Annotated in this window: 17 protein-coding genes and 2 pseudogenes; 7 read left to right on the top strand and 12 right to left on the bottom strand. The window is 72.3% G+C overall.

Annotated features, from left to right (window positions below):
- Positions 1-29 precede the first annotated feature (29 nt).
- The 3 genes from ACIDOF_RS31950 to ACIDOF_RS31960 form a co-directional block, all read right to left on the bottom strand.
- A complete protein-coding gene (locus tag ACIDOF_RS31950; RefSeq protein ID WP_409009672.1) occupies positions 30-878 on the bottom strand; it encodes an arginase family protein in 849 nt (282 codons plus the stop codon).
- 32 nt (positions 879-910) lie between these two features.
- A complete protein-coding gene (locus ACIDOF_RS31955; protein ID WP_409009673.1) occupies positions 911-1,597 on the bottom strand; it encodes a dihydrofolate reductase family protein in 687 nt (228 codons plus the stop codon).
- A gap of 109 nt (positions 1,598-1,706) precedes the next feature.
- The gene (locus ACIDOF_RS31960) at positions 1,707-2,504 is read right to left on the bottom strand and encodes a thymidylate synthase (protein WP_409009674.1); all 798 of its coding nucleotides are present in this window, start codon (positions 2,502-2,504) and stop codon (positions 1,707-1,709) included.
- Between the two features lie 140 nt (positions 2,505-2,644).
- Between ACIDOF_RS31960 and ACIDOF_RS31965 the strand changes: the two genes are divergently transcribed.
- Positions 2,645-2,950: a PadR family transcriptional regulator gene (locus ACIDOF_RS31965; protein WP_409009675.1), complete on the top strand. Its 306-nt coding sequence runs from the start codon at positions 2,645-2,647 to the stop codon at positions 2,948-2,950.
- A 3-nt stretch (positions 2,951-2,953) separates the two neighbouring features.
- Here ACIDOF_RS31965 and ACIDOF_RS31970 read toward each other — a convergent pair whose 3' ends face one another.
- Complete coding sequence (locus ACIDOF_RS31970; RefSeq protein ID WP_409009676.1) at positions 2,954-4,228, bottom strand: APC family permease; 1,275 nt, start codon at positions 4,226-4,228, stop codon at positions 2,954-2,956.
- Positions 4,229-4,967: 739 nt separating this feature from the next.
- Here ACIDOF_RS31970 and ACIDOF_RS31975 point away from each other — a divergent pair.
- Positions 4,968-5,339, top strand: coding sequence for a hypothetical protein (locus tag ACIDOF_RS31975; protein ID WP_409009677.1), 372 nt, complete (start codon positions 4,968-4,970; stop codon positions 5,337-5,339).
- Positions 5,340-5,459: 120 nt separating this feature from the next.
- Here ACIDOF_RS31975 and ACIDOF_RS31980 read toward each other — a convergent pair whose 3' ends face one another.
- A complete protein-coding gene (locus ACIDOF_RS31980) occupies positions 5,460-6,278 on the bottom strand; it encodes an ABC transporter ATP-binding protein (RefSeq protein WP_409009678.1) in 819 nt (272 codons plus the stop codon).
- A 133-nt stretch (positions 6,279-6,411) separates the two neighbouring features.
- Complete coding sequence (locus ACIDOF_RS31985; RefSeq protein ID WP_409009679.1) at positions 6,412-7,326, bottom strand: NAD(P)-dependent oxidoreductase; 915 nt, start codon at positions 7,324-7,326, stop codon at positions 6,412-6,414.
- 155 nt (positions 7,327-7,481) lie between these two features.
- Between ACIDOF_RS31985 and ACIDOF_RS31990 the strand changes: the two genes are divergently transcribed.
- Entirely contained in the window at positions 7,482-8,474 is a 993-nt protein-coding gene (locus tag ACIDOF_RS31990) for a GlxA family transcriptional regulator (RefSeq protein ID WP_409009747.1), read from the top strand.
- A gap of 23 nt (positions 8,475-8,497) precedes the next feature.
- On the opposite strand, the gene ACIDOF_RS31995 is transcribed toward ACIDOF_RS31990, so the two are convergent.
- Positions 8,498-12,952: a trypsin-like peptidase domain-containing protein gene (locus tag ACIDOF_RS31995; protein ID WP_409009680.1), complete on the bottom strand. Its 4,455-nt coding sequence runs from the start codon at positions 12,950-12,952 to the stop codon at positions 8,498-8,500.
- A gap of 174 nt (positions 12,953-13,126) precedes the next feature.
- A pseudogene (locus tag ACIDOF_RS32000) lies at positions 13,127-13,800 on the bottom strand (LysE family translocator).
- Here ACIDOF_RS32000 and ACIDOF_RS32005 point away from each other — a divergent pair.
- Positions 13,747-14,204 (top strand): annotated as a pseudogene (locus tag ACIDOF_RS32005) (hypothetical protein); the annotation flags it as partial. The pseudogenes ACIDOF_RS32000 and ACIDOF_RS32005 sit on opposite strands and share 54 nt — an antisense overlap.
- Positions 14,205-14,286: 82 nt before the next feature.
- Here the strand turns inward: ACIDOF_RS32005 and ACIDOF_RS32010 are convergent.
- The gene (locus tag ACIDOF_RS32010) at positions 14,287-15,042 is read right to left on the bottom strand and encodes a PepSY domain-containing protein (RefSeq protein WP_409009681.1); all 756 of its coding nucleotides are present in this window, start codon (positions 15,040-15,042) and stop codon (positions 14,287-14,289) included.
- Between the two features lie 67 nt (positions 15,043-15,109).
- On the opposite strand from ACIDOF_RS32010, the gene ACIDOF_RS32015 reads away from it, so the two are divergent.
- The 3 genes from ACIDOF_RS32015 to ACIDOF_RS32025 are packed head-to-tail and all read left to right on the top strand — an operon-like array spanning position 15,110 to position 17,689.
- Complete coding sequence (locus tag ACIDOF_RS32015) at positions 15,110-16,477, top strand: TrkH family potassium uptake protein (protein WP_409009682.1); 1,368 nt, start codon at positions 15,110-15,112, stop codon at positions 16,475-16,477.
- Positions 16,470-17,195, top strand: a complete 726-nt coding sequence (locus tag ACIDOF_RS32020) for a potassium channel family protein (RefSeq protein WP_409009683.1) — start codon at positions 16,470-16,472, stop codon at positions 17,193-17,195. Before ACIDOF_RS32015 ends, ACIDOF_RS32020 begins: the two co-directional genes overlap by 8 nt.
- Positions 17,196-17,236: 41 nt before the next feature.
- Entirely contained in the window at positions 17,237-17,689 is a 453-nt protein-coding gene (locus ACIDOF_RS32025; protein ID WP_409009684.1) for an NUDIX hydrolase, read from the top strand.
- On the opposite strand, the gene ACIDOF_RS32030 is transcribed toward ACIDOF_RS32025, so the two are convergent.
- The 3 genes from ACIDOF_RS32030 to ACIDOF_RS32040 all read right to left on the bottom strand — a co-directional run bounded on the left by ACIDOF_RS32030 (position 17,627) and on the right by ACIDOF_RS32040 (position 19,484).
- Entirely contained in the window at positions 17,627-18,214 is a 588-nt protein-coding gene (locus tag ACIDOF_RS32030) for a hypothetical protein (protein WP_409009685.1), read from the bottom strand. The two genes, ACIDOF_RS32025 and ACIDOF_RS32030, sit on opposite strands and share 63 nt — an antisense overlap.
- A gap of 50 nt (positions 18,215-18,264) precedes the next feature.
- On the bottom strand, positions 18,265-19,113 hold the full coding sequence (locus ACIDOF_RS32035; protein ID WP_409009686.1) for an alpha/beta fold hydrolase: 849 nt from the start codon (positions 19,111-19,113) through the stop codon (positions 18,265-18,267).
- 86 nt (positions 19,114-19,199) lie between these two features.
- Positions 19,200-19,484, bottom strand: coding sequence for a hypothetical protein (locus ACIDOF_RS32040; protein ID WP_409009687.1), 285 nt, complete (start codon positions 19,482-19,484; stop codon positions 19,200-19,202).
- Between the last annotated feature and the right edge of the window lie 28 nt (positions 19,485-19,512).

The raw sequence follows: 19,512 nt of genomic DNA on the forward strand, positions 1-19,512 counted from the left end.
GTCAGCCAGTCCGCGCGCGGGGGCGGGTGTCAGGCGCGGTCGGGCGCGAACAGTCCGTCGACGATCCGCCGCAGTACGGCCTCCTCCCGTTCCGGGTCGTCCGTCCGCTCGTACTCGGTGAGGGCGATACCGGCGAGCGTGAATGTGTCGGTCAACGCCCGTACGGCTGCGAGGAGTTGGTCGACGCCGAGGCCGTCGGGTTCGGGGGTGCCGACGGCCGGGAAGTGCCTCGGGTCGAGGACGTCGAGGTCGATGTGGACGTACACGGCGTCGGCGCCGGTGGCGCGTACCGCTGCGACGAGCGGTCCCGGGTCGGCCAGGTGCTCGACGGTGAGGTGCCGGATGCCGCGCTGCTCGACGAGTTTCTGCTCGCCCGGGTCCAGGGAGCGGGCGCCCGCGAGCACCACACGGTCCGCCGACACGCGGTGCCGGGCCCGCAGCTCGTCCGGCCCGCCCGGCCCGTCCTCGATGAGCGCCCGCAGCACCATGCCGTGGAAGGCGCCCGACGGCGACGACTCCGGGCTGTTGAGGTCGGCGTGCGCGTCGAACCACACCACCGCCAGGCGGTCTCCGTACGCGGACAGAGCGGCCTCGACCGGCGCGAGGTCGACCGCGCAGTCACCGCCGACGGTCACCGTCCGCACGCCCGGCGGGAGCTGGTCCAACACTTCGCGTACGGCGTGCAGTTGGCGCTGGAGCACGTCGGCGTTCCGTACTCCGTTCCGTGTCTCGCCCGCGCCTTCCTCGATCACGACCGTGTGCCGCTGGTCCGCGGGGATCAGCTCGGCCAGCCGCGCGGCCCCTCCGCGCAGCCGACGGGCCGTCGCGGCCCCCGATCCCTGCCACTGCCCCGCTTCGATGACGACCTGACCGGACACGACGCTCTCCCCTCCATGTGGTTCGACGCAGCCTAGGCCGTGCCCGGTCGCTGACCGTGGGCGCCGGGTCGCCGGCTTCTGGCGGTCCGGTTCCAGAAGTGGTGGGTGAGGCCGCTCGGCGACGTCGCCGACTCGACGGTGAAGCGGTCCTGGATTTCGGTCAGTTCGTCGTCCCACAGGGAACCGCCGACACCCAGGACGACGGGCACGGTGACCAGGTGCATGAAGTCGACGAGGTCCGCCTTCAGGAACTGCCGGACGACGGAGGGCCCGCCGCCGAGCCGGACGTCCCCGCCGTCGGCGAGGCTCCGGGCGTGGGCGAGCGCGTCCTCGGGGCCCGCGTCGAGGAAGTGGAAGCTCGTGCCGTTGTCGAAGTGGATGGGGTCGCGGGGGTGGTGGGTGAGCACGACCACGGGCGTACGGAAGGGGGGTGCGTCGCCCCACCAGCCGCGCCACTCGTCGTCGCCCCACGCGCCGGTCTGCGGACCGAACTTGCCGCGGCCCATGATCTCGACCCCGATGCCCTGGCCCCACATGCTCGTGAGGGCACGATCGAGGGTGATGGGTTCGTCCACGGCGTCCACACCGTGGATGACCCGCCCGTCGTACTTCGAGAACAGCCTCGCGGCCTTCCCGATGGGCTCGTCGAGCGTGATCGTCTCGCCTGCGCTGTAGCCGTCGAGGGAGACGAAGAAGTTGTGCACGCGGACCTTGGACATGGGATCCACCTCCGTGGGAGTGCTTGCGAACTGGGAACTGCGTACCGCGAGCCGCGAGCCGCGAGCCGCGAGCCGCGAGCCGGTTCGAACGACCCGGCGCCCCGTGCGGTCACACGGCGACCGGGGCCTTGATCGCCGGGTGGTGGCGGTAGTCGCGCAGCTCCACGTCGGCGTAGGTGTAGTCGAAGAGGGAGTCGGCCCGGCGCAGGTGCAGTCGGGGGAACTCGAAGGGGGTGCGCGAGAGTTGCTCGGTCACCTGCTCCGTGTGGTTGTCGTAGATGTGGCAGTCGCCGCCGGTCCAGATGAAGTCGCCCGCGCGGAGGCCGACCTGCTGGGCCACCATGTGCGTGAGCAGGGCGTAGCCGGCGATGTTGAAGGGGACGCCGAGGAACAGGTCGGCGCTGCGCTGGTACAGCTGGCAGGAGAGCCTGCCGTCGGCGACGTGGAACTGGAAGAAGGCGTGGCACGGGGCGAGCGCCATCTTGTCCAGCTCGGCGACGTTCCAGGCGGAGACGATCATCCGGCGGGAGTCCGGGTCGCTGCGCAGGGTGTCGAGGACCTCGCTGATCTGGTCGATGTGCCGGCCGTCGGGGGTGGGCCAGGAGCGCCACTGCACGCCGTAGACGGGGCCGAGGTCGCCGTTCGCGTCGGCCCATTCGTCCCAGATGGTGACGCCGTGCTCGTGGAGCCAGCCGATGTTCGAGTCGCCGCGCAGGAACCACAGCAGCTCGTACACGATCGACTTGAGGTGCACCTTCTTGGTGGTGATCAGCGGGAAGCCCTGCGAGAGGTCGTAGCGCAGTTGGTGCCCGAAGACGCTTCTCGTTCCGGTTCCGGTCCGGTCGGCCTTGGCCGTTCCGGAGGTGAGCGCGAGCCGCAACAGGTCTTCGTACTGGGTGTCCGCCACAGCCACCGAGTCTACCGGCCACCCCGAGGGTCCCCGAGGCCACGACCTTGGGCGGCGGGTTCACCGCATGGGGTGACGGGGCCGGCCGCGCGTAGGATCGGGTGCCGATATCGGATTCGTCACTGTCGGAGGTGGGTGCGGTGCGGGAGTTCCAGCGGGGCGCGGTGCGGCTGCACATCCTGCATCACGCGGCCGAGGAGGAGATCCACGGCGCCTGGATGTCCGAGGAGTTGGCGAGCCACGGCTATCGCATCAGCCCCGGCACCCTCTATCCGACGCTCCACCGCCTGGAGGCCGACGGTCTGCTCACCTCCGAGCAGCGCGTCGTCGACGGCCGTACGCGCCGGGTGTACCGCGCGACCGCGGCCGGCCGGCAGGCCCTCGCCGAGGACCGCAAAGCGCTGAGGGAACTGGCCCGCGAGGTGCTCGGCGACGACCTGTCCTGACCGCTACCGCCCGCGGGCGGCGACCAGGCGGCGCAGCCCGTACGCCGCGACGCCGACCGCCAGGACCGCAGCGCCCGCGATCACCGAGGTCGACGGCAGGGCGAAGGCGAGCAGCAGGCAGCCGGCGAGGCCGACGACCGGGATCAGCCGGTTCGGGCGGCCCTCCGCCGAACTCAGCGTCCACGCCGAGGCGTTGGCGACCGCGTAGTACGCGAGCACGCCGAAAGACGAGAACCCGATCGCGCCCCGTACGTCCGTCGTCGCGGCTGCCACCGCCACCACCGCGCCGACCAGGAGCTCCGCGCGGTGCGGCACCTGGAAGCGTGGGTGGACGGCGGCCAGGGCGTGCGGCAGGTGGTGGTCGCGGGCCATGGCGAGGGTCGTACGGGAGACGCCGAGGATCAGCGCGAGGAGCGAGCCCAGCGCGGCGACGGCCGCTCCGACGCGGACCACGGGGGCGAGCCAGTCGGCGCCCGCGGCGCGTGCCGCATCGGACAGCGGGGCCGTGCTGTCGGCCAGCTCCCGCGGGCCCAGGACGAGGAGGACCGCGACGGCCACGACCGCGTAGACGACCAGGGTGATGCCCAGCGCGAGCGGGATGGCGCGGGGGATGGTGCGGGCCGGGTCGCGGACCTCCTCGCCGAGGGTGGCGATGCGCGCGTACCCGGCGAAGGCGAAGAACAGCAGGCCGGCCGCCTGCAGCACACCGCCGAAGGAGGTGTCCGCGCCGATGTCGAGGCGGGCCGCGTCCGCCGTGCCCGACGTGAGGCCCGCGACGACCACGGACGCCAGCACCGCGAGGACCACGGCGACGATCGCCCTGGTCAGCAGTGCGGACTTCTGCACTCCGGCGTAGTTCACGGCGGTGAGCGCCAACACCGCCGCGACGGCGACCGCGTGCGCCTGCCCCGGCCATACGTACGTGCCGACGGTCAGCGCCATCGCCGCGCAGGAAGCCGTCTTGCCGACGACGAACGACCAGCCGGCCAGATAGCCCCAGAAGTCGCCGAGCCGTTCGCGGCCGTAGACGTAGGTGCCGCCGGAGGCGGGATGGCGGGCGGCGAGCCGGGCCGAGGAGGTGGCGTTGCAGTACGCGACGACCGCGGCGAGGGCAAGGCCGAGCAGCAGCCCCGAGCCGGCCGCGCGCGCCGCGGGGGCGAGCGCCGCGAAGATGCCGGCGCCGATCATCGAGCCGAGCCCGATCAGCACGGCGTCGGACACGCCCAGGTGGCGCCGCAGTTCGTCCGGCGGTGAAGGGGTGGCGGACGGCTGGCCCATGGGAGCACTCCTCGGCGGCGGGGCGGGGGCACATTGCCTTTTACGAGGCCCGATATCGGTGAACGATATATGAGGGCACGGGTCGCCTCTCCCGGCAGGTCTCGTGGGTCCGGAGGCGCCTCGGCGCGGGCGGTGAAGAAGGCCGCGGCTCAAGGGAGTTGGAAGGGGGACGCGCGGGCGGCGTCGGTGGCGTACAGCCGGGGCCTCCACCCCCCACGGGAGAGACCCCGGCCGTGTCGCACGCGAGCGCCTTCCGGCGGTCGCATTCCTTTCAGCGCCACCGGCGAGGAAGGTGTTACACCGACGCCCGCCCTCCCCCCGGCCGACCTGCGGGGAGCGGCCGTGACGCGGTGGCAGCAAGGCCCCTTGTGTCGTGCGCCAGATCTTCACATGCGCGGATTTCATCTACGCATTTCGTGGGGGTGTAACACTCCATTTCGGGCTGGCGCAGAACGAAATGCGGCTTGTCCTCGAAACGGCCGTGAGCGGCACAACCGGGGCCAAATCCTGTGGGGGGTGGCGGCCCCGGTTGTGTCCCTTTCGCGAGGGACGGCGTGTATGCGGGGTGCGTATCGTCGATGCGCGCTGCGGGGCGTGTAACGCGTACGCCGCTTTCCGGCGCAGAAGACAGTGCGGGCGCGTCCCGCAATTCGAGCCACGGCCGGTGTCGCGACAGCGGCGGCAGGGCATGGTTCTTCTCTGTATTCGAGGCGTGCATGCGCCGGATTGGTATCCCCCCATGAGTGACTTCGACCCGTCCCGGCAGTCGTACAACGGCCCCGACCCGTACGGGCACGGCCCCGCGCCCGCGCACCCGGGGCGTCCCCGGGACGGTGCGGGGCAGCGGCGTGCGGCGCTGGTGGTCCAGTCGATCGGCGATGTGGCGGCCGCGTTTCTGGGACTGTGGATCGTTCTCCACCTGCTGGAGGCCAACCGCGCGAACCCGTTCGTCGAATTCGTGCAGGGCATGGCGGAATGGCTCGGCTGGTGGGCTCAGGACATCTTCACGATGGACGTCGAAGGGCTGCGCATTCTGCTCAACTTCGGTCTGCCCGCGGTGATTTACCTCGCGCTCGGGCACGGCATCGCCACGTGGCTGCGGCGCCTCTGAGAATGCGGCCCGTGCTGCCCGACGCTCACCGATCCGACCCCGTCACCGCCCCCGCCGACGTCGCCTGCCGGCGGAGGTGACGGCCGGGTTCCGGCAGGGGCGGTACGCCCGTTCCAGCCGCTAGCGGCCCGAGCGGGCGTACCAGCGGCCGTCGTGGCGGGACACGTGGATGGGGCGGCCGAAGCAGGTCGTCATGTTGGCCGGGGTGAGCACGTCGTCGACGGGGCCGGACGCCAGCTCGCGGCCTTCCTTGAGGAGGAAGGCGTGCGTGGTGCTGGGCGGGAGTTCCTCGAGGTGGTGGGTGACCGTGACGGTCGCGAGGTCGGTCCGGTCGGCGGCCAGCCGGTGCAGCGCGTCCACGAGGTCCTCGCGGGACGGGAGGTCGAGGGCGTTGAACGGCTCGTCGAGCAGGAGGAGCGACGGGTCGGCCATCAGGGCGCGGCAGATGAGGACCCGGGCGCGCTGACCGCCCGAGCAGTCGGCGAACCGGCGGTCGGCCAGCTCCTTGCAGCCGAGCTCGGCGAGCAGGGCGTGGGCGCGTTCGCGGGTGTCCGCGTCGTACGACGCCCAGAGCGGCTGCACGGTGCCGGTCGCGCCGGTGAGGACGACGGTGTGGGCGGTGGCGTCCGAGGGGACCTTCTGCGCGGCGGACACGAGGCCGACGCGGGCCCGCAGTTCACGCATGTCGACGCGGCCGAGCCGGGCGCCGAGGACCTCCACGGTGCCGGCGGTGGGGTGCATGACCGCGCCGACGAGGCGGAGCAGCGTCGTCTTGCCGGCTCCGTTGGCGCCGAGGAGCGCCCAGTGCTCGCCGGTCCGTACGGTCCAGTCGATCCCGTCGAGGATGATCTCCTGGCCGGTGGTGCGGCGGTGGACTGCGGCATCCGTCAGCGCGACGACGGCGCGGGGTTCTCGGGACTCGGGTTCGGGTTCGGTCATCTCGGCAGGGTAGTCGTGGCGGGCGCGGGGGCGGGGGCGCGTTCGGATGCTGGTCTGGGGGGGGTGCGGGCACCTCGTCGTACGGCTACCTCCCCGGCCCGCCACGCCCCGGCCCCTCGTCCCTCCCGCTCCCCTACGCCGAATCGCCGCCCCGACCCGCGTCCCGGAGCACCTCGACCACGCTGGCGTAGCTGTCCGACCCGTGACCGGCGGCCGCCGCGCGCCGCATCGCCGACTCCAGCAGCCGCGGCAGCGCGGTGTCGACGCCGCGCGCCTCGGCGGCGTGGACCAGGTGCTGGACCGTCGCGATCTGTACGTCGACGGTGGCGTCGTCGCCCGGATAACGGCCGGCGTCCACCTGGCCCGCGTACGTGGTCATGAACCCGGCCACCGCGGTCAGCCAGCGGACGGCGACGGGCGTGAAGTCCGCGGCGGCGACCCCGTCCGCGCCCACCAGCGCGCTGCCGTGCAGCCAGCCGGTCAGCGTGGACCACATGAGGCCGAGCAGCGCCACGTCGTAGAGGGACGCCAGGCCCGGGTCCGTACCCAAGTACCGTGCGTCACCGAGGACTTGGAGGGTGTCGCGGTGGGCCTCGAAGGCAGGCCGCGAGCCGCTGTACAGGAACATCATGCTCGGGTCGCCGACGCCGGGCGGGGTCGTCATGATGCCGCCGTCCAGGTGCTCGGCCCCGTGCGAGCGCAACCAGGCGTCCAGGTCCCGGGCCTGCTCGGCGGATCCGGAGGTCACGTTGACGACGACCCGCCCGGCCAGGGCGCCCGCGATCGGCGTGAGCACCTTGCGCAGCGCGTCGTCGTCGAAGACGCAGGTGAGGGTCAACTCGCTTGCCGTGACGGCCTGTTCGGGCGTGGCGGCGAGCCGGGCGCCCCGGCCGACCAGGGCCTGCGCCTTCTCGGGCGTACGGTTCCACACCGTGACGGGGTGCCCCCGGTCGAGCAGTGCCGAGGCGAGGGCCGAGCCCATGGAGCCGAGGCCGATGACGGTGACGGCCCGCCGACCTTCGACGGACGGGGAATGAGGCGTAGGCATGCGAGGTCAACTCCTGTGATCCGTAAGGGAATGCGCGACGAGTGATCGCGTACGACCACGCTCGCAGGCCGTCCCGCGGCCGGACAGTGACAGGAATGACGTCGACCACCAAATTCGTGCCGTACGCTCGCCGCATGAGCGTGGGTTCGGTGGCCGTGGTCGTGACGGAGGAGTTCGGGGTGCCCGCCTGGGACCTGTACGAACTCAGCATCCCCTGCACGGTGTTCGGCAAGCCGCAGCCCGATCTGGCGGACCGGTGGTACGACTTCCGGCTCTGCGGCATCGGGCCCGAGCCGGGCGCGGCGGACCCGACGGGCTTCTCGGTCCGCACCCCGTACGGCATCGACGACATCGTGGGCGCCGACACCGTCATCGTCCCGTCCGTGCCGGACGCGTTCGTCGAGGAAGAGCGGCCGCTGCCCGAGGGGCTCGTGCCCGCGCTGCGGCGCGCATACGACGCGGGGGCGCGGATGGTGTCGCTCTGCAACGGGGCGTTCGCGCTCGCGGAGGCCGGGCTGCTCGACGGCCGCAGGGCCACGGCGCACTGGATGCACACGGCCCGACTCGCCGCCCGCTATCCGAAGGTGGAGGTGGACGACTCGGTGCTGTACGTGGACGAGGGCGACGTCCTCACCAGTGCGGGCCTCACCGCCGGTCTCGACCTGTGCCTCCATCTCGTACGCCGTGACCTCGGTGCGCATGTCGCCAACCAGCTGGCCCGGCGGATGGTCGTGCCGGCGCACCGTCCGGGCGGGCAGGCTCAGTTCATCGACGCCCCGATGCCCGCCACGGACGACGCGGGCCTCGCGCCGGTCCTCGCGTGGGCGCGGGCGCACCTCGACGAGCCGCTGACCGTCGAGGACCTGGCGCGGCGGGCGGCGCTGAGTCCGCGCACGTTCTACCGCCGTCTCCACGCGGCCACGGGCACCACACCGCTGCAGTGGCTCCTCAACGAACGCCTCGGCCTGGCCCGGAGCCTGCTGGAGTCGACGACCCTGCCGATCGAGAAGATCGGCGTGCTCACCGGCCTCGGCACGGCGAACAACCTGCGCCACCACTTCCTGAAGCAGGTGGGGGTCTCACCGAGCGACTACCGGCGGGCGTTCCCGCCGCCGCGCGGACCGGACACCCGGCGGACCATCACCTGAATCGACGGCTCCGGTCTTCGGCCTCAGCACGTCTCGCGGTACGGCACGTCCGGGATGTGTCGCGCCCACTCCCGTTCCGTCAGGCCGCCGTCCGACAGGGCGCACAGTTCGCGGGTGAGCCGGGCGCGGGAGACCGGGTAGGTGCGGAAGGCGCCCCGGCCGTCGGTGGCGATGAGGGCGGAGCCGTCGGCGGTGAAGGTGACCGGGCTGACGCTGCCCGCCGGGTCGGCGAGGGCGGGGCCGATCCGGCGGCGGGTGCGGATGTCCCAGAGCCGCACCTCGTCGGCCTCCGCCAGCACGTCGTCCGCGGCCTCCGCGCCCTCACGTTTCACCGCCACCAGGCGGCCGTCCGGGGAGTGGACCGGGACGTCTTCCATGGAGGGCACCACGCCGACGTCGAGGGGCTCCCCCTCGGGTCGCAGCGTCCGCGGGTCCAGGAAGGAGAGCTGGCTCCGCACGTTGGTCGGGTTGGTGTAGGCCGTCGTGCCGTCGGGCCCGTAGCCGTCGAGGTGCAGGCCCTGGGTGCCGCGTACGAGGACCTTGCCCGACGGGACCGCGACCGTGCCGAGCAACGGGCTGACCGTCACGGCCTTTCCGTCGGGCCGGAACGTCACCCGGGTGGAGAAGTCGATGAGCGAGGTGCGCAGTTCGAACGACCGCTTCTTGATCAGCTTCATGGTTCGCAGGTCGTAGAACCTCAGCGTCTCGACGTACCCCTTCGCCCCGGCGCTGCCCTCGCGGTCGTACGTGACGTATGTGCGCCCGTCGGGTGAGATCGCGACCGTCGTCGTGATGCCGCCCATGCTGCCGGGCAGGGTGCCGAGCTTCTTCCGCCGGACCGTGTCCCAGATCTGTACCCGGTTCAGGCTGTGGCGGACGGCGAGCAACTTGCCGTCCGGGCTGAGCAGCACGTACGCGGGGGTCTGCGGGAGCGTGAACTCCCGGCGTCTGGCCAGCGGGGACGTGGACCAGATCTGCACCCTGCCCTCGCCGCCGCCCAGAACGGCCAGGGTCGAGCCGTCCGCGCTCGCAGCGACGGCCCCTCCCCCGCCCGAGGGTCGTTCGGCGGCGGAGGTCACGCGGGACACGTCGATGGACCGGAACGTGCCGTCGTCGCCCACGCACCGCATCTCGGAGTCGTCCGCCGAGAACCGGAACGTGCCCGGATAGCACTGGCTGATGGCCGTGGGGTAGGTGAAGACGGGTTCGTCGCCCTGGGAGAACGTCGCGTCCCAGAGGGTGAAGCCGACGGCGACGAACTTCCCGTCGTGGCTGAAGCGGACGTCGTCGCCGTACTGGCTCTCGTCCGCGTTCTCCTTCGGCACGCCGGTGAAGTCGTAGAAACCGACGTCGCCTTCGTCGAGCAGCCCGGCGACCCGAAGGCCCTTGTCGGTCAGCACGGCGGTGCGGGTGCCGTCGGGGCTGAACACCATGGGGCCGGGGAAGTGCTCCGGCTTGATCTCGAAGTCGGGGACTCGGAGGTTGTCGCCGGTACGGAGGTCCAGCCAGGCGACCGTGCCGCGCTCGCTCCCTGTGGTGGTGAGCGAGAGGCGTTTCTCGTCGGCGGAGAAGGCCGTGTCGATCGGGTCGCTGCTGGTGCGCTCGCCCAGGGCCTTGCCTGTGCGGGTGTTCCGGACGGTGAGGACGTAGGTCCCCTTCCCCTCGTGGTCCACGGACGAGGCGAGGAAGGTGCCCTTCGGGCTGAGCGAGAAGACGGCGGGCCCGGTCGGGTACGGGTTGCCGCGCCGTTCCAGGCCGCGGGTCTCCAGGACGACGGTCGTCTCGTCGTCGGTGCTCACCGCGACCGTGGAGCCGTCACCGGACATCCGCACGTTGCGTACGCGCTCGGCGGTCCGGAACGTGCCGAGTCGCTTGCCGGTCTGCACGTCCCAGGTGCCCACGTGGGTGCCGCCGCCGGCGACGAGGATGCGGCCGGTGTCGTCGAGCGCCGCGGACTTCACGTCGAACTCGGGGAGTTTCACGGCCTGTTGCTCGGGCTGGTTGCGTACGGTCAGGAGCGTCGACCACGCCTCGGGAGTGTCGCCGAGCCGCGCGGCGGCGACGGCGAGGCGTCGGGCGAGCCGCGGGTCGGTGCGGCCCACGGACTCGGCGAGGCCCGCGACCTGCGCGGACGTGGCGCGGTCGCGCTGCTCGACGACGGTCTGCCGCTGATCGACCGCGACTCCGGCGGCGACGCTGACGGCGAGCAGCAGCACGCCGAACAGGGCCATGACGGCACGCCGCCGACGGGTGAGGCGACGCCGGTGCGCCCGCCCCTGCCGCACGAACTCCCGTTGCTCCTCGGCGAGTTCGTCGCTGCGTTCCGGCAGCCAGCGCTCGGCGGCGTCGAGGGCGGTGGCGGTCGGCAGGAGGTCCTTGCTGCGTCCGGACTTGTTCCAGCGGTCCAGGTCCAGCTGGAGGTTCTCCCGCCAGTCCAGGAAGACCCGGTCGTCCCGCACCCGTGAACTGAGCCTGTCCCAGCTGGAGATGAGCGCCTCATGGGCCAGCTCGACGGTCTCCGACGCAAAGGCGGAACGGTCGGGGCCTTCGCCCTCCGTGGTCGAACTCGCCTCTCCCTGCCCCTGGTTGAGTACCAGGAGGCGGGCGCCGGCGAGGCGTTGGGCGATGCGCCACTCGGGTTCGCTCAGCTCGGACCGGGCGACGGTGCGGCGGACGGGGGTGTCCGTGCCGACCGGGGTGCGGACGAGGCGCGTGAGGAGGCGTTCGGCGTGCTGCTGGTCGTTGCGCTGCTGTGAGGCGTGCCGTTGTTCGTTGCGCTGCTGTGAGGCTTGCTGCCGGTCGTCGTGCCGCTGGTCCGCGTGCTGCCGCTCGTCCCGGTGGTCGCCCTGGCCGAAGTGCTGCTCCCAGACCCGGTCGGCGTGCCTGCCGAGGGCGCCGGTGACTCCGCCCAGGGCGGTGTACGCGTCGTGGGTGAGGCGCCCGGCACGCTGAGCGTCCCAGAGTTGGGCGAGGGTGAAGCTGAGGAGGGGCAGGACGCCCGAGGCTCCGCCGACGTCGGCGAGGATGCGGTCGACGAGGTTCTCCTCGTACGAGACCGCCGGGATCGCCTCGACCGGCCTCGTGACGACGTCCCGCAGCTGCTCCCGCCGCATCGGTTCGACGGCCTCGACGCGCGCCTTCGCGAGCAGGCCGAGGCGCGGGTGGGCGAGGACGGGGCCGAGGAAGTCGGCGCGCAGGACGGCGAGGACGGAGACGACGGGCGGGGCTTTCGGGCCGAGGGCGTCGGACAGGGCGGCGATGTCGTCGGGGGTGAAGTGCTCCTCGTCGAGGAGTTCCTCGAACTGGTCGACCACGATGAGGAGTCGGGCCGCCCGCTGCACGCGCAGGACGCGGGAGACGACCTCACGCATCCCGTGCGCCGCGATCTCGTCCGCCACGGCGGAGATCCGCGCGAACTTCTCCGCCTCGCCCGCGTGCGGCTCCAACAGGTCGAGGAGTACGGAGGCGAGGCCCCGGAGTGCGCCCGCGTGGTGGGCGGGGCGGAGGACGGCGACCGTGTCGCCGTCGGCGCGGCGCAGCGGGGCGACGCCCGCCATCGCGAGGGACGACTTGCCGCAGCCCGAGGGGCCGACCAGGGTCGTCCACCGCCGTCCGGCGACGACCCGCGCGACCCTGGCGCTGTCGTCCGTACGGCCGAAGAACGCTGCGGCGTGGGCCTCTTCGAACGGTTCGAGGCTGCGGAACGGCGAGGCCGGGCGGGTCAGCGCGGTCAACGGCGGCCAGACCGCGGCGAGTCGGGCGACCGGGATCATGAACGCGGCCGCCGGTTCGCCGAGTTCGGCCTTGACGGTCATCCCGACGACCGCGCCGACGTCCCGCGACCACACGGGGCTGCCGCTGAAACCCCGGGACACGCGGTAGCCCTCCCCGGCCCGGTCGATCTGGATCTGCCCGTCGGCCTGCGGCCCGCGCAGGACGCCCTCGTGCCACACGCCCTGCCCGCGGCCCTCGGGGAACCCGACGATCTGGGCGGCGTGCCCGCGGAGTTCCTCCGGCTCGACGTCGACGACCTGGGCAGGCGCCGCGCCGCCGGGCAGCGGGGCGTCCAGCCTCAGCACCGCGACGTCCGGGTCGTCGCCGCCGCCGTCCGGGGTTCGGTCGGGGCCCCACAGCGCGACGCTCGCGGTGACGGCCGCTGTGACGGTCGTCGTGACGGCCGCTGTGCCTGCGTCCGTCGCCGGGGCCCCGGGCAGCAGGGGCAGGTCCACGCGCAGGCGCGCGCCGTCGTCCGGCCGCTCACCGTCGTCGAGGCCGAGGGCCGCGGCGACGACATGGGCGCAGGTGATCGCGTGCCGATCGTCCACGAGGAAGGCGACGCCGTACGGGTCCGAGTCGTACGCGTCCGAGACGTAGGAGCCGGGGCGCGATCCGTACGAGCCCGCCCCGCCGTCCGCCTCCGTCGGCGGCCCGAAGATCCGCAGGACTGCTCTGCCCGGGTAGGCGGTCGCATCCCCCACGCGCTTCATTCGCCCCCCGTCCCCGCCCCCGCCGAGCGCCCCCGAACCGATCTGCCAGGATTCTCCAACTCGCCGCCCAGGAAGGCGTACGACGGGACAAGGTTCCCCACCACAGGGGCCAAAGTGGCCCGATCTCTACGCCCCGCGGCGCAAATCAAGCACTGCGCGCACGGTTCACCCACTCACTGCCGTACGCACCCCGAACCCCACCAGCACTCCCCCGGCGACGCGGCCCGTCCACAGCCGGAACCGGGGCGAGTCGACCGCCGCGCGGGCCCGGCCCAGCACCGAGGTCCAGAGCAGCAGCCAGGCCAACACCACCAGCACATGCGCGACCACGAGCGTCCCGATCTGCGGCGCCAGGACGTGACGGGGCGTCAAGAACTGGGGTACGAGCGTGAGATAGACGGAAGCCGCCTTCGGGTTGAGGACGTTGGACCACAACCCCTGGCCGAATCCCCCGAGTCGACCCGGCACCAGGCACCACCGCCGTGGCCGCTCCGACGCGACTCGCTCGCCGTGCCGCGCCGAACGCCAGGTCGTCACACCCAGCCACACCAGATAGGCGCGGCCACCACCTTCACCACGGTCAGCGCCCGCGCCGACGTCATCACTAACGCGGACAACCCCACCGCGGCGAACCCCGCGTGCACCAGCAACCCGCACGCCGACCCGAGGGCCACCCGCACCCCGTCGACCCGCGAGCCCGCGAGCACCTTCTGCGTGACCAGCGTGAAGCTCGTACCGGGCAACAACGTCAACGGCGTCACCGCGACGACAAACCCGACGACCGCATGCCACTGCACACCACGAGCCTCCTCGATGTGGACGGACCGCTCAACCCCCACGCAGCCGAGCCGGAGAAGCGCCCGGCGGCTACACCACACTCAGGGTGCCCCGGGACAACGGAACTCCAGCGGGGCACAGAGGACTCTCGGTCCGGCGGCGGCCCCTGCGGGTCTGGCTCAACCCCGGGCACGGGCAGGCCTTGCTGCGGCTCGACTACGAGCTGTGCTGAGCCACCACGTGGATGGACGACGCCGATCGATGGATCGCCCCCGTGCTCGGCCTTCCCGAACTCCCCTTCGTCGACTTCGGCGACGCCCTATTCCAAGAACGCCCCGACGGGATCCACTGGAAGACCGGTCCGCTCGTGGACTACGCCGACGGCCGTCCCTTCGCGTGGGTGGACGACGAGCTGAGTGATCTCGCCGACGTCGTGGTCGTCGCCGCCTACCGCCGGCCGGACCTGAGCTGACGGCAACCTGAGCTGACGCGAAAGCGGTGCAGAACCCCGGCGCTCCGGGACCCTGCACCGCTGCCGTACGGACGCCTCAGTCGCGGTCGACGTCCTGCTTCAGGATCTTCTTGCTCACCGCGTCGACGTCGTACGACGTCTTCGACCAGTCCTGCGGGTTGACCACGTCCACGGACCAGATGGTGGCGCCCTGGTCGTCGTCGTCGAGTTCGACGGAGCTGACCGTGCCCTTGGGGGTCTTCTCCAGGGCGACGGCGGCGGCGTCCTCGGGGGTGATCTTGGCCTTGCCGAGGAGGTCGGCGAGCTGCTTCTTGTCGTCGGCGTCCTGGTCGGAGTCTGCCTGCGGCTTGTCGGCCTTCCCGGTGACGGCGTCGACGCGGACCTTGGAGACGCTGCCGTCCGTCTTGGCGACCTCCGCGTCCCACCAGGGGGCGCCATTCTGATCGGACTGCAGCTCGATCGCCACCGGCTTCGAGTCGGGCACCGCCTCCACGGCCGCCGTGAGGGCCTTGTCGTACGCCACCTTCACCTTGGGTACGAGGGCCTTGCGCTCGGCCTGGTCGTCGGTGAGCGTCGAGCCGGGGCTGGGGCTCGCGCTCGGGCTCCCGGTCGGCTTGGCGGTGCCCGCGCCGCTCGGCGTCTGCGACGGAACCGGCGCCTCCGCCACGGCGGCCGCCTTGGGCGGCTTCTCGCCCCCGTCGCCGCCGTTCCCACTTCCGCAGCCGGTCACGAGGCCGCCGAGGACGGCGACCCCGCAGAGCACGCCCGCGGCACGCAGTTGGTGAGACCTTCGCGTACTCGGAGTACGCGACCATTCGCGTTCAGTATTCATAGGGCCAAAACTAGGCATTGAGGCGGTACGGCGCATTCCGGGAAAGGGCGGTGGTCCGGTGGCGGGCATGGCGCGGGCGCGGCTCTGGCACACCCTGTTCGCGGCGCATCCGGCGCGGACCGTGGTCATGGCCTTCGCGCTGGTCATCGCCGTCGGGACGGTGCTGCTCGCGCTGCCGGCCGCCGGGGAGGGCCGGGCCGCCACCGGGTTCGTCACGGCGCTGTTCACCGCCACGTCGGCCGTGTGTGTGACGGGTCTCGCCGTGGTGGACACCGGCACGCACTGGAGCGGTTTCGGCGAGGGGGTGATCCTCGCGCTCATCCAGGTCGGCGGCTTCGGCATCATGACCACGGCCTCGCTGCTCGCCCTGCTCGTGTCCGGGAAGCTGCGTCTGCGCATGCAGTTGACGGCGCAGGCGGAGACCAAGAGCTTCGGTATCGGGGACGTGCGCCGGGTGCTGCTCGGGGTCGCCGGGTGCAGCGCGGCCGTGGAGCTCGCGGTCGGCGCGACGCTCGCGCTGCGCTTCCGGTTCGGGTACGGCCGGCCCGCCGGGGAAGCGGCGTACTTCGGGCTCTTCCATGCGGTGTCGGCGTTCAACAACGCCGGGTTCGGCCTGCACGCGGACAACCTCACCCGGTACGCGCGGGACCCCTGGGTGACCCTGCCGGTCTCGGCTGCCGTGATCCTCGGCGGCCTCGGCTTCCCCGTGCTGCTCGAAGTCCTGCGGCACCGGCATCGCCGTACGACGACGGGGCGCCGCAGTTGGACGCTGCACACCAAGCTCACGCTGCTCGCCACGGCCGTGCTGCTGCCGCTCGGCACGCTGCTCACCTGCCTCCTGGAGTGGACCGGCAAGGGCACGCTCGGGCCGCTCGACTGGCCGGGGAAGCTCCTGAACGGCTTCTTCCACTCGGCGATGTCGCGTACCGCCGGGTTCAACAGCCTGGACATCGGGGCGCTGCAGGCGTCGACGCTCCTGGTGACCTGCGTGCTGATGTTCATCGGCGGCGGCAGCGCGGGCACGGCGGGCGGCATCAAGGTCACGACGTTCACCGTGCTCGCCGCGGCGATCGTCGCGGAGGTGCGCGGCGAGCCGGACGCGTCGGTGATGGGCCGCAGGCTCGCGCCGCACGTGCTGCGGCAGGCGCTCACGGTGGCGCTGCTCGGCGTGGGCCTGGTGATGGCGGCGACGCTCGCGCTGCTCAGCATCACCCGGTACCGGTTCGAGCAGGTCCTCTTCGAGGTGGTCTCCGCGTTCGCCACGGTGGGGCTGTCCACCGGCATCACGGCCGACCTGCCGGCCGTCGGTCAACTGATCCTGATCCTGCTGATGTTCGTGGGCCGGCTCGGCCCGATCACCCTGGTCTCGGCGCTCGCCCTGCGGGAGCGCACGCGCCGCTACCGACTGCCCGAGGAGCGACCCGTCATTGGTTAACTACCTCCACAACCTGCGCCGGCGCCGCCGCAAGCAGCTCGCCCAGCAGTACGCCGCCAAGGCCCCCGCCGACCAGCGGCTCGCCGTCATCGGCCTCGGACGGTTCGGCAGTTCCCTCGCCGACGAACTCACCCGGCGCGGCTGGGACGTGCTCGGCATCGACACCGACGCCGGGCTCGTGCAGAAGCACGGCGACGGCCTCGCCCACGCCGCGGTCGCCGACTGCACCGACCCGGAGGTGCTGCGCCAGCTCGGCGTGCACGAGTTCACCAGCACGGTCGTCGCGATCGGTTCCGACATCGAGGCGTCGATCCTGGTCACCTCCAACCTCCTGGAGGCCGAGGTGCCCAACATCTGGGCCAAGGCCGTCAGCCGCCAGCACGGCCAGATCCTGGAACGCCTCGGCGCCCATCACGTGGTGCTGCCCGAGTACGAGATGGGCGAGCGCGTCGCCCACCTGGTCACCGGGCGGATGCTGGACTTCATCGAGTTCGACGACGACTACGCCCTGGTCAAGACCGTCGCGCCCGAGCTCGCGACCGGCATGCCGCTGGGCCGCAGCCAGGTCCGCAGCAAGTACGGGGTGACGGTCGTCGGCGTGAAACGCCCCGGCCAGGCCTTCACGTACGCCACCGCCGAGACCGTCATCGAGCAGGGCGACGTCCTCGTCGTCACGGGCAAGACGCATGCGGTGGAGGCGTTCGCGGACCTCGGGTGAGAAGATCGCTCCGGCATACGGCGGCTCGTGGAGGGTGAGCGGTGAACTCGCGTGTACGGACCCGGATTTCGGTGTACGGGATCGCCGCCGACGCCGACCGGCTGCTGCTCGCCCGCCTCTCGGACGCGTCACCGGTGTTCCCGCCCGGACTGTGGCATCTGCCCGGCGGCGGGATCGACCCCGGCGAACAGCCCGTCGACGCGCTCGCCCGCGAGCTCCACGAGGAGACCGGCCTCACCCCGGCGACGGCTCGCCTCCTGGACGCGCGTACGTACAACGCCCGCCGGAACGAGGTGAGTTGGAGCCTTACCGCGCTGTTCTACGCGGTCACGCTGCGAGGTTGCCGGGAGCCGGTGGTGAGCGAGGCGGGCGGCTCGACGGAGGCGGCGGCTTGGGTGCCGTGGTCGGAACTGCGGGACGAGGCGTTGCTGTCACCACCGACGGTGGACGCGCTGGGGATGCTGGCCCGGGCGCGGGAGGCGCTCGCCGACTGACCCGCCTACGCCCTCGACCGGCCTGCCCTGGTCCTGGACCGCCCGGACCGTGATCCGGGCCGCCTCCTCATCCTGCTCGGAGAGGTTCGGCGAGGTCAGCACACTGCCGTACACGACCGTGAACGTACGCCGCCTGTCGCCGGCGTGGTCCGTGAACGTCACCTCGTTCGGGCCGGTCTGCTTCCGCTCGGCGGTGATGCCGTACGTACGGCGGAAGTCGGAGACGTTGGAGTCGATGCCTCCGCCGAGCTTGTAGCGGAGTACGACCGTGCCGTCCTTCTCGGTCCTGGCGGACTCCGGTACGTAGAACCGCCCCACGTCGTCCGGGAGTTGCTCGTGATGCAGCCCCGCTGCCCGCTCCTCGTCCTCCCAGGGCTCGGGCGGTGGCGGGGTGACGAGGGAGACCACGAACCACACGGCCACGCCCACGAACCACACGGCCACGCCCACGGTCCACAGCACGCACAGCGCCAGGAACGCGAACAGGGCACGCCGCTGCCACGAGCCGCGCCTCAGCCGTTCCACGCGCACACCTCGCTCCGGCCACCCATGACGTACGGCTCTGCCTTGCGCCGTCAGGACACCAACTCTGCCACGTACCGGGGGTGTTCCTCGACCAGGAGGTGCCCGGCGTCGGGCACCACCCGCAGGTCGACGCCGAGCGCACGGCGGACGGCGGGGGCGAGCACGCGCGGCGGCAGGAAGGTGTCGTGCTCCCCCACAACTGCCGTACAGGGAGGGAGAGTTGCGGGCAGTGCGGGAAGTTTGCCGGGGGACGCGCTGGAGCGGGCGTGGCGGGCGATGAGGGTCATCCACTCCACGAGGCCGTCGTCCGGTGCGCGGCCGGGCGCGTGCATGGCCCGCAGCAGCCGAGCGCTGCGCTGCTCGTCGGGTCGCAGATACCAACTCGCCGAGGACGCAAGGACTTTGGGGGTGACGCGCAATCCGGTCAGGCCGCCTGGTGAGACGAGGACGAGGCGTTCGATCCGCGTCGGTGATGCGGCGGCCGTAGGGGCTGTGGCGGAGAGGGCGATGCCCGCGCCGAAGGAGTGGCCGAGGAGGGTGACGGGACCGGTGTCGAGCTGCTTCAGCGCGTCCCTCAACCAGGTGCCGTACCAAGGGAGTTGGACTGCTTCCCGCTGTTCGCCGCTGAGGCCGGGCTGACCCGGTACATCGAGGAGCACGACCCGGTGTCCGGCCTCGACCAGCGCGGTCGCCGGCAGCAGGGAGGTCGCGGCGTTGAAGTTGGTCCCGGCGACGTACACGACCGTGCGCGGTCCGGAGCCTGCCGTCACCGTGTGCGTGGGCGCGCCGTGGGCCGTGACCGTGGTCCGCTCGTGGGGCACCGCCCACGCGTCGAGCCGCTCCAGGCACCACCGCCGGACGGTACACCGGCCCGCCTCGCTGCGGTAGATCGACCCCATCGGGCGAGCCCGCCTCCTCCCACACACCTGCTACAGCGACGACCGCCCCGGTCAACCTCAGTCTCCCAGGCCGGACCAGGTCAGCATCAGCCGTGCCGACCGCCCCGGCCCAGGACGTACGCGGTCAAGGTTCCGACGAGGGCCGCCCAGGCCGCGGCGGCCCAGCCCATCGCGGTCCAGCCGAGCACCGCGACCGCCACGGCCACCGCCGCCCCGCCCGCCAGGGCCCGCCTGTCGGCGACGAACGACCACTGGCGGCGGGCGGAGCCGGGGCGGCGCAGTTCGAGGACGGCCGTGCGGATCAGCAGGGCCGCGACGACGAGCAGGGGAAGCAGCAGTGCCGTGCCGTCGGCCTCACTCCACTCGGCCATGGCTCCCCCTCCCGCACGACGGACCTTC

Origin of the sequence: Streptomyces sp. Da 82-17 (assembly GCF_046098215.1) — a bacterium.
In the GTDB taxonomy this organism is placed as follows: Bacteria; Actinomycetota; Actinomycetes; order Streptomycetales; family Streptomycetaceae; genus Streptomyces.